Raw genomic sequence first — 8,437 nt, 5'->3', positions numbered from 1 at the left:
GGAGTAGGGAGTAGGGAGTAGGGAGTAGGGAGTAGGGAGTAGGGAGTAGGGAGTAGGGAGTAGGGAGTAGGGAGTAGGGAGTAGGATGGTCTCGGCGTCGTTTCAATCCTTCACTACTCACTACTCACCATTGCCTAACGCCTTCTCGGCTTCTGCCACCCAGTGTCCAGCAATCCAAGCCGGCCGAGTTCCCGGTCCACGGCCCGCGTCACGTCCTTGCGCTGCGCGCCGACATCGCGCAGTTGGCGATCCGAAAGGTCCTCCACGTCCTGGCGCGGCAGGTTGATGGCGACTTTCGCCTGGCGAAGCCAGTCCGCTACGGCATGCAACCAGTTCGAGCGAGCTGCTGGCGAGTTCAAAACGAAGATGGACATGATGCGCTCCGTGTTCCGCCGGATATCAAATCCGGCTTGATGGTGTTTCGATGGATGCATCATGCCGCATTGAAATCCATGCGAGAAACGAGTAGTTCTTTTCGGATCGTCAAGTTTTATTTGAGGATACGGTGATGTCCCGTCTGTTGCCCGGAACGCGCGCGCTGAGGACTCTGGAAGCCGCCGCCCGCCACCTCAATTTCACCCGCGCTGCCGACGAGCTCGGGCTGACGCCGGCGGCGGTCAGCCACCAGATCAAGGAAATCGAGGATCAGCTCGGGCTGGTGCTGTTCACGCGAACCAGTCGTACCATCCGGTTGACCGAGGCAGGTACGGTGCTGTTCGAGGCCTCGATCGATGCGCTCGACCTGCTCAACCGGGCGGTGTCGCGGGCGCGCAAGCTGACGCGCGGCACGGCATTGCTGAAGGTGACGCTCGACGCGCAGTTCGCGTCAAAATGGCTGATGCGGCGCGTCGACGATTTTCGCAAACTTCAGCCCAGTATCGAGCTGAGGTTCGACATCGGCTACGAAGTGCGCGATTTCGAACTCGACGACGTCGATGTCGGCATCCGGTTCGGGGTCGGCAAGTATCCGGGGCTTCGCGCCCATCGCCTGTTCGACAACATCCTCATTCCGGTGTGCAGCCCGAGCCTGCTGACCTCCGGCCCGCCGCTGCGCGAACCGCGCGACCTCTTCAACCACACGCTTGCCCATATCGAATGGTCGCGCCAAGGCGTGACATGGCCGAACTGGCGCATGTGGATGGCGGCGGCCGGCATCAACGATTTCGACGACAGTCGGACTATCGTGTTTGGAACCTCTACCGATGCCGTGCAGGCGGCGCTCGACGGCAATGCCGTGGCGCTCGCCGAGTTCGCCATGGTGGCAAACGACCTTTCCCAGGGAAGGCTGGTGCAGCCCTTTGAACTCGGTCTGCGCGTGGGGCCGGAGTTCGGCTACTTCCTGGTCTATCCCGAGAGCACTGCCAACGATCCGCGCATCATCGCTTTCCGCGAATGGATCCTCGACGAAGTCGCCAGGACGCAGACCTGACGACTTCTGCAGGCCTCAGCTGGCGACGACCGGCGCCCCGAACCAGCCGATCACCGCGCCGATGATCAACAGCACGCCGAGCCAGTGGCCGCCGTCGATCAGGGTCAGGTCCCAGCCGAAATTCTCATAGCGATGGTTGGCCATCAGCGTCGTGGCGACGAAACCCAGCCAGAGGACGAAGCCGAAGACCAGCCCTGCGACAAGGACCGGCTCGCCGCCGGTCATCGCGCCGACGACCAAGGCCAAGACCAGCGCCATGATCAGCTCGGCGATGAAGGAGATGATGAAGGGCAATATCGATTTCTTTGACGTTGACAGATCGATCCTGGCCGCCCTCACCCAAGGCTTGCTGAGGGCCGTGTACCAGACGGCGCCAAACAGCCACGCCGCGACGGCCGCGACAACCACCGCCAGCCAGTTCACCACTGAAAAATCCATAAAGTCCTCCCCTCAAGCATGCAGCCCAAAGCCTGACGGTTCTGGGATAACGACATGCGTATTCTTCAAATCAATGCGCGATGGAACGCCTGTTCGGCAATGCCGTCAAGCGAAGCGCCACACCGTGGTGCGCTTGACCAGGGCGTCCTCCAGCGCCCGCGTCACCGCCACTTCGTAGACTGCGAGCGGCTCCAGTCCCGCCTTCGGCATGTAGGAGCGGCCCGGATCGCCGACGAGGATGTCAGCGCCGCGCGCCTTCAGTGTCGAAAACCACGGCATCAGCGTGTCGGCGAAGGATTTGTCGTAGAAGACGTCGCCGGCCAGCACCACGTCCCAGCCGGCGTCGGTGCCGATGCAGTCCGTGCCGCAAAAGTCGATGGCAGCGCCATTGGCCTCTGCGTTGAGGCGGATCGCCGTTTCGCAGAACGGGTCGATGTCGGCGGCGATCACGTGCGCCGCACCCGCCTTGGCGGCGGCGATGGCGACAAGGCCGGAGCCGGAGGCGAAGTCGAGCACGCGTTTGCCCCGCACATCCGACGGATTGTCCAGCACGTAACGGGCAAGGCCCTGACCGCCGGCCCAGGCAAAGGCCCAGAACGGCGGCGGCAGGCCGATTTCAATCAGCTCGTTCTCCGTGCGCTGCCAGAGGTCATGCGCTTCGTCGGCAAGATTGAGGACAATCTCCGGCACATGCGGCGGCGACATAAGCGCCGTGTTGTCGAGAATGAACTTTTTCGCGCTGTTCGGCGTGAGGACCGTCACGGAGCCGGCGTCAGGCCGCCCATGCGGCAGACTTCCTTCCATTCGGCCGGCGTCACCGGCTGTACGGAAAGCCGTCCAAGCCGCACCAGCGCCATCTCGGCAAGCTTCGGATTGGCCTTGACCTGCTCCAGCGTCGGCGGGTTCGGCACGTCCTTGAAGGCGCGGATGTCGACGCATTCCCAGCGCGGATCGTCGGTGGTGGTATCCTGATGGGCAAGCGCGCAGACCTCGGCAATGCCGACGACGTTCAGCCCCTCATTGGAGTGATAGAAGAAGCCGAGATCGCCGATCTGCATCGCCTTCATGTTGTTGCGCGCTGCATAGTTGCGCACGCCGTCCCACTGCGTGCCGGCCTTGCCCTTGGCCTTCAGCGCCTCGAAGGAGAAGACCGAAGGTTCGGATTTGAACAGCCAGTAGTTCATGTCTTTGCTCCAACTACTATTTTTTGCGCAATTCCGGACGGAAAACCGTTACACACTTTTCCTGGGATCGCTCTAGGCGCCGCCGGAACTAACTAGCCGCCGGCTTGTTGAAGGTCCAGTTCCACTGGCGGATTTCGACACTTTCGAACAGCCCGGCCTTGGCATAGGGGTCGGCAGCCGACAGCGCCTGCGCACCGGCGAGATCCGGCGCCTCGACCACGGCGAGGGTGCCGTTCGGCTTGCCGTCGGCATCGAGGAACGGACCGGCAAAGGCCAGTGTCCTGTCGGCGTTCAGGCCCTCGAGAAAGGCGACGTGGGCGGGTCGCGTGTCGACGCGCACCTGCAGGCTGCCGGGCTTGTCCTTGCAAATCAACGCAAACAGCATGCTTTCGAAACTCCGGGTTGGGATTGCGACTAAAGTTCGCCTTGAACTGCCGAAACCGCGTTTTTGCTTTTATGGTGCCTTCGGGTCAATGCCAAATGATCTGTCGCGATGGATCTCCGCCCCGCTCAAGGCCAAGGCATTGAAATGATGGATCCACATGAGTTTGATGAAAGTCACAGACGATATCGCTTCGCCCGAAAGAGCAGACACAGGCAACAGCGCTGCATTGCGAAAAAAGAGCGCCTGGCCTTTGCGATTGCTGCTTATAAAGACGCCACTGGATATTTCGTAAGTCAAAGATAATCAATTTTCGATATGATACGCTCCCAGCGGGTCAGTTGTGGGGATGGGCTGGTTCTTCCAGAACGCCTGAATAGAGGACGCAATGGAGAGCATCGCGGGGGACACGACAGTCAGGATCGACGACGCCACGCCTGCTTTCACGGTCAGCATGGAGACCGAGCGCGTTCTCGTCTCTGCAATTATTCCTTGCCTGAACGAAGAATTGACGATTGGCATTTGCATTCGCAAAGCCTTCGATGCCTTCTTGAGGCGCGGCGTCAAGGGGGAAGTCGTCGTCGGCGATAATGGCTCCACGGACAGGTCGGTGGAGATTGCGCAACAGTTGGGAGCGCGGGTCGTCCATCAGCCGGTAAAGGGCTATGGCGCGGCAATCAGCGCTGCAGTTGAAGCGGCCGAGGGCAAATATCTCATCATGGCCGATGCCGATGATTCCTACGACTGGAGCCAATTGGGCGATTTCATCGATGCGTTGGAATTGGGTGCGGACTTTGTCATGGGCAATCGGTTCGCCGGCGGTATCGAGCCGGGCGCCATGCCGCTACTGCATCGCTACCTGGGCAATCCCGTCCTGTCCACCATCGCTCGCTGGCTGCACAAATCTCCGATCCGCGACTTCCATTGCGGCATGCGCGGCTTCACTCGAGAGGCATTTCAGAAAATCGGCGCACGCTCGCCGGGAATGGAATTCGCCTCGGAAATGATCATCAATGCGCATCGCGCTGGGCTCACCATTCGTGAAGTGCCGATCAAGCTCTACCCCGACAAGCGAAACCGCGCCCCGCATCTGCGTTCCTTCCGCGACGGTTGGCGCCATTTGCGGCTCATTATTGCTCACGCGCCGGACACCATGTATCTCGTGCCTGGGCTGACCTTGCTGATCACTGGCATTGCCGGCCTTGCAGTTCTCGCTGCCGGACCTGTTCGCATCGGTGGATGGTACTTCGGAATTCACTTCGTCGCGCTCTCGGCTATGGCGACGTTGATTGGCCTTTCAGCGATCCTGTTCGGTATGCTGGCAAAGGTGGCAATCGCCATCTACCATCCGGTCTACAGCGGTCGAATTGTGTCATGGCTGACGCGCGGTCGCCCTTTGGAATGGCTGGTTTTTTCCGGTGGCGTACTCGCGGCAGCTGGCTTCGCGGCGGACGTGGCACTGGCGCTACATTGGATTTTTGTCGGTGGCCCCATGGAGCAATCAGTGCATCTGACCTTTGTGGTCACCACTATCTGCGTGGCCGGCATGTCCATGGTGCTATCTGGCTTCGTGCTCAAGTTGCTGCTTGATACATTGAGCGCCAGACATGAGTTCTAACCCTTCAGCAGCCTCGCGAGCGGAAATTCAAGCCGTAAGCCGCGCAGCCGAAAAGCCTTTTCTGTCGGTCGTCATGCCTGTCCATGACGGGGCGGCATGGATTGGAGCGACACTTGATTCACTTGCTGCGGAGCTGACTGGCGACCTGCAGATAATCATTATCGACAGCAGCCCGACGAACGCCACAGCTGCCATTGTCGAGCGATTCCTCTACCGGCCGGCGTTCCGGCTGCTTCGGCGAAAAGATCTCGGGCCTTGGCAGTCGAAGACCAACCTGGGCGTTGAGCTAGCCGCCGCCGATTATGTCTGCATACTCCACCAAGACGACCTGTGGTTGCCCGGGCGCATTGAGGCCGCTCGACGCTGGCTCGCGGACGCACCCGAAGCAGCGCTTCATTTAGCCCCGACTGCGATCGTTGACCGCCACGGCCGGCGAATGGGATGCTGGAACTGTCCCTTGCCAACCGAAAAGGTGCTCGAATCTGAATTCTTGCTGGAACGGCTTCTCGTACAGAATTTCGTGTCTGTGCCTGCTCCGATTTTTCGTCGGAGTGCTTGGCTGGCATGCGGGGGCATGGATGAGATGCTTTGGTATACGGCGGATTGGGATATGTGGGCGAAGCTCGCTGTTGCCGGATCTGTCGTTTATCACAAAGAGATAACCACAGCCTTCCGGGTTCATGGCGATTCGCTGACCGTAACCGGATCGCGCGATGCGAACGAATTCCGTTCGCAAATGCAGACTGTCCTAGAGCGCCATCTGTACCGGCTTTCGGCGCGCAGCCGACGCCAGATTGAATCTGCTGCTCGGGCATCGATCAGCGTCAATGTGTCGCTGGCGGCTGCGTCGGGCGGCGACTTGAAGGCCTTGGTTCGAGCGGCTCGCACCATGCTGTCGCTCGGGCCGACGGGATTAAGGCGCTACTTGCGCGATTCGCGATTGCTGGAGCGCGTCATGTGCCGGCTTCGCGCGAAACTGACAGGAGCGTTCTGAGGCAATGTTCAGCTCTGCCAGGATCGCCGACGACCAAGTGGACAAGAGCAACCATGCCGGAGCTCACGAAAGACCGCTTTTGGAACGTGGATGGCGGTACACTGTGGTGGGAGCGATATGCGCAATTGCGCACAATGCCATCATGATTGCGGTTGATCAGCTGAGTGGGCATTACCTGCTGGGCATCATGATTTCATTCCTGGCTGTGATGCCTACGGGATACGCTCTGCACAGCTGGTTCACCTTCGGCAAGCCACTTCGCTTGAAAGCGTTTGCGCGTTTTGCGGCAGGTGTGGCTGCGGCCTATCCGATCTCGGTAGCCATGATGGTGCTTCTCTGTTCATGCCTCGGCCTTGGCGTTGCGATTGCGTCTCCGATCGCCACAGTTGCGTTGCTCATCTGGAACGTTGTCGTTGCGCATTTTGCTATCTTGTCACGGTTCAATCTAAAGCCCATCACCTTGCCGGCGACATCCTCTCGCTCAACCACGGGAAACGAGGAATGAGAATGTTGCCGCCAGGACAGATCATGCGCAGGGCTCTTGGCCGTCATTTCAAGCCGGTCGGAGACATCTACCGGCGTGTTTTCGTCAATCTCAATGTAATTGCGGATTTTCTCGATCGCGAATTGCCGAACGGCGCGAGGGTTTTGGATATCGGCGGCGGGGATGGAGCGCTCGTCGACCGGTTGCTTGATCGGCGCCCCGACCTGACGGTTACGATGTGCGATCTCGCACCTTCAATCGGTGCCTTTCTAAGCAACGCAAATCGGGCGAAGGTCGAACTTCTGCCCGCCACGGACCTTTCCAGCGTGCAGGGATCTTTTGATGTTGTGACGATTTCCGACGTCATTCATCATGTGCCGGTCGATGGGCGCGACGCATTCTTCAAATCGCTGGCCGACAGTTGCGAACGCTGGGCCTGCCGGAAGATCATCTTGAAGGACATCGAGCCTGGTGGAATACGCGCCACCTTGTCGCTTCTTGCGGACCGGCACATTACCGGAGACAAGCATGTCGTGCTATTTTCACGCTCGGACTTCACGGCCATGGCAAGACGGCATTTCCCCACAGCAAAAAGAGCATCGGCGTTACCGGACCGGCCGAATTATTGTGAACTGCTCAGCTGGTAGCAGATGGGTAGATCCTGGCGGGTCGCTAGAACGTTTCACCGTTTCACGGAAACGGCGAACCGCTCTATCTCTTTGTTTTTGCGCAATTCCCAAGGGAAAGCGCTACGCGCTTTTCCTGGGAAAACCGATCACACTTTCCTGGAATTGCTCTTGGCAATAAGCGCTGGTCAGCGACACGCTATTTGGTCGCGATGGTGCCGAGCATGCTGGCGATCCGGTGACTCTCCGGGCGATCGACCAGAAATTTGTCGATAAACTTCAACGGGAATGTCAGCGTCAGGATCGCGGCTTTCGCTACCATGTAGCGGGTTCGGTTCTCTCGACCGACAACGACGCCGATGTATTCGGACAGGATGTTGACGATCGCGCTTGTCGGCCCTTGATGCGTCTGGACCTCTACCCTTGCGAACCGCTGGAGAAGCTGCTCGATCCCGTCCTTTGTGAAGTTGCAGTAGTGGGCGGGATAGCCGTGATAGGGGAACAGGAAAGGGTTGATGCAGAGCAGCTTCCCACCCGGCTTCAGGACACGGAACACTTCATCGACGACCGCTACCGGATTGGGAACATGCTCGATCACGCTGTCCAGAATGACGACGTCGACGGAATCGCTCGCAAGCGGCGTGTGCTCGATATTCGCGACCAGATCGACGTTCGGGGTGGGGAACAGGTCAATGTTGAGAACATCGGGGCGGACGCGCCGTGCGCCGGAGCCGAACTCAACGATCATTGAGTCCTGAGGTATCGAGGCAAGAAACGAATTCAGCGTGTCGTGCGGTGAATATTCGCTGGTGATGACCTGCTTGAGCGAATTGTAGAGACGGGCGCGCGTACTGGTACCGGCATACGCCTCTTCATGGAAGCTCGCGTCGAAGCCCTCCCTCACCGGCGACTCGACAAAGAACGGAATGCCTTTGTGCACGGGATAGGGGGCAGGGCAAGATTCGCAGGTCAGGGCAACCGGGCTTGTGCCAAGCCTGGAATAGCAGACTGGGCAGACGAGGCCCGATGCCATCTTGGGTTGTAGCACGCGATGTCCTTTCAAGCCTCCGCATTGTCGCAGAAGGCTGGCTGCCGTGTTTGAACATAACCCTTCTTAACAAGCAAAAGGCTAACAGCGGCTAAAGTCCGCTGCGTATAGACAGGCTGGAGCGGAGCGCTGCAAGAATCCGAAGCGCGACGGCTTCAGTTCCGCACAGTCTCGGAAAATTAACCGCGGTGGAACCATGCTTCGCCAAGCGGAGCTGCCGGCCTCGAAGTTGTT

General features: G+C 59.4%; 11 protein-coding genes. 5 read left to right on the top strand and 6 right to left on the bottom strand.

The window, feature by feature from the left end:
- Window positions 1-134: 134 nt before the first annotated feature.
- Window positions 135-374 (bottom strand): hypothetical protein, encoded by a 240-nt coding sequence (locus tag NKI46_RS28725; protein WP_352749176.1) that lies wholly within the window; start codon window positions 372-374, stop codon window positions 135-137.
- A gap of 134 nt (window positions 375-508) precedes the next feature.
- Here NKI46_RS28725 and gcvA point away from each other — a divergent pair, with 134 nt between their 5' ends.
- Window positions 509-1,429, top strand: a complete 921-nt coding sequence (gcvA, locus tag NKI46_RS28720; protein ID WP_023683901.1) for a transcriptional regulator GcvA — start codon at window positions 509-511, stop codon at window positions 1,427-1,429.
- Window positions 1,430-1,444: 15 nt separating this feature from the next.
- Here the strand turns inward: gcvA and NKI46_RS28715 are convergent, their stop codons facing one another.
- The 4 genes from NKI46_RS28715 to NKI46_RS28700 all read right to left on the bottom strand — a co-directional run bounded on the left by NKI46_RS28715 (window position 1,445) and on the right by NKI46_RS28700 (window position 3,436).
- On the bottom strand, window positions 1,445-1,867 hold the full coding sequence (locus tag NKI46_RS28715; protein ID WP_352515128.1) for a DUF1761 domain-containing protein: 423 nt from the start codon (window positions 1,865-1,867) through the stop codon (window positions 1,445-1,447).
- Window positions 1,868-1,972: 105 nt separating this feature from the next.
- Window positions 1,973-2,671 (bottom strand): class I SAM-dependent methyltransferase, encoded by a 699-nt coding sequence (locus NKI46_RS28710; RefSeq protein ID WP_352749172.1) that lies wholly within the window; start codon window positions 2,669-2,671, stop codon window positions 1,973-1,975.
- A complete protein-coding gene (locus NKI46_RS28705) occupies window positions 2,626-3,051 on the bottom strand; it encodes an EVE domain-containing protein (protein ID WP_023670487.1) in 426 nt (141 codons plus the stop codon). The genes NKI46_RS28710 and NKI46_RS28705 overlap by 46 nt, the downstream gene beginning before the upstream one ends.
- Window positions 3,052-3,139: 88 nt before the next feature.
- Window positions 3,140-3,436, bottom strand: coding sequence for a YciI-like protein (locus NKI46_RS28700; protein ID WP_023705014.1), 297 nt, complete (start codon window positions 3,434-3,436; stop codon window positions 3,140-3,142).
- Between the two features lie 385 nt (window positions 3,437-3,821).
- Between NKI46_RS28700 and NKI46_RS28695 the strand changes: the two genes are divergently transcribed.
- From NKI46_RS28695 to NKI46_RS28680, 4 genes are read left to right on the top strand one after another with little or no spacing between them, the layout of a single operon-like run.
- A complete protein-coding gene (locus NKI46_RS28695; RefSeq protein WP_023709450.1) occupies window positions 3,822-5,051 on the top strand; it encodes a glycosyltransferase family 2 protein in 1,230 nt (409 codons plus the stop codon).
- Window positions 5,041-6,045, top strand: a complete 1,005-nt coding sequence (locus tag NKI46_RS28690) for a glycosyltransferase (RefSeq protein WP_245260377.1) — start codon at window positions 5,041-5,043, stop codon at window positions 6,043-6,045. The genes NKI46_RS28695 and NKI46_RS28690 overlap by 11 nt, the downstream gene beginning before the upstream one ends.
- Before the next feature lie 4 nt (window positions 6,046-6,049).
- The gene (locus NKI46_RS28685) at window positions 6,050-6,550 is read left to right on the top strand and encodes a GtrA family protein (protein WP_023705010.1); all 501 of its coding nucleotides are present in this window, start codon (window positions 6,050-6,052) and stop codon (window positions 6,548-6,550) included.
- Window positions 6,547-7,176, top strand: coding sequence for a class I SAM-dependent methyltransferase (locus tag NKI46_RS28680; RefSeq protein WP_023705009.1), 630 nt, complete (start codon window positions 6,547-6,549; stop codon window positions 7,174-7,176). Before NKI46_RS28685 ends, NKI46_RS28680 begins: the two co-directional genes overlap by 4 nt.
- Window positions 7,177-7,354: 178 nt before the next feature.
- Here the strand turns inward: NKI46_RS28680 and NKI46_RS28675 are convergent, their stop codons facing one another.
- Window positions 7,355-8,203, bottom strand: a complete 849-nt coding sequence (locus NKI46_RS28675) for a class I SAM-dependent methyltransferase (RefSeq protein ID WP_156931600.1) — start codon at window positions 8,201-8,203, stop codon at window positions 7,355-7,357.
- Window positions 8,204-8,437: the final 234 nt, after the last annotated feature.

It is taken from the genome of Mesorhizobium sp. M0615, from assembly GCF_040320805.1.
Classification (GTDB): domain Bacteria; phylum Pseudomonadota; class Alphaproteobacteria; order Rhizobiales; family Rhizobiaceae; genus Mesorhizobium.
Note: the sequence above shows the minus strand (reverse complement) of the source record. Positions and strands in the feature narration are given on the sequence as shown.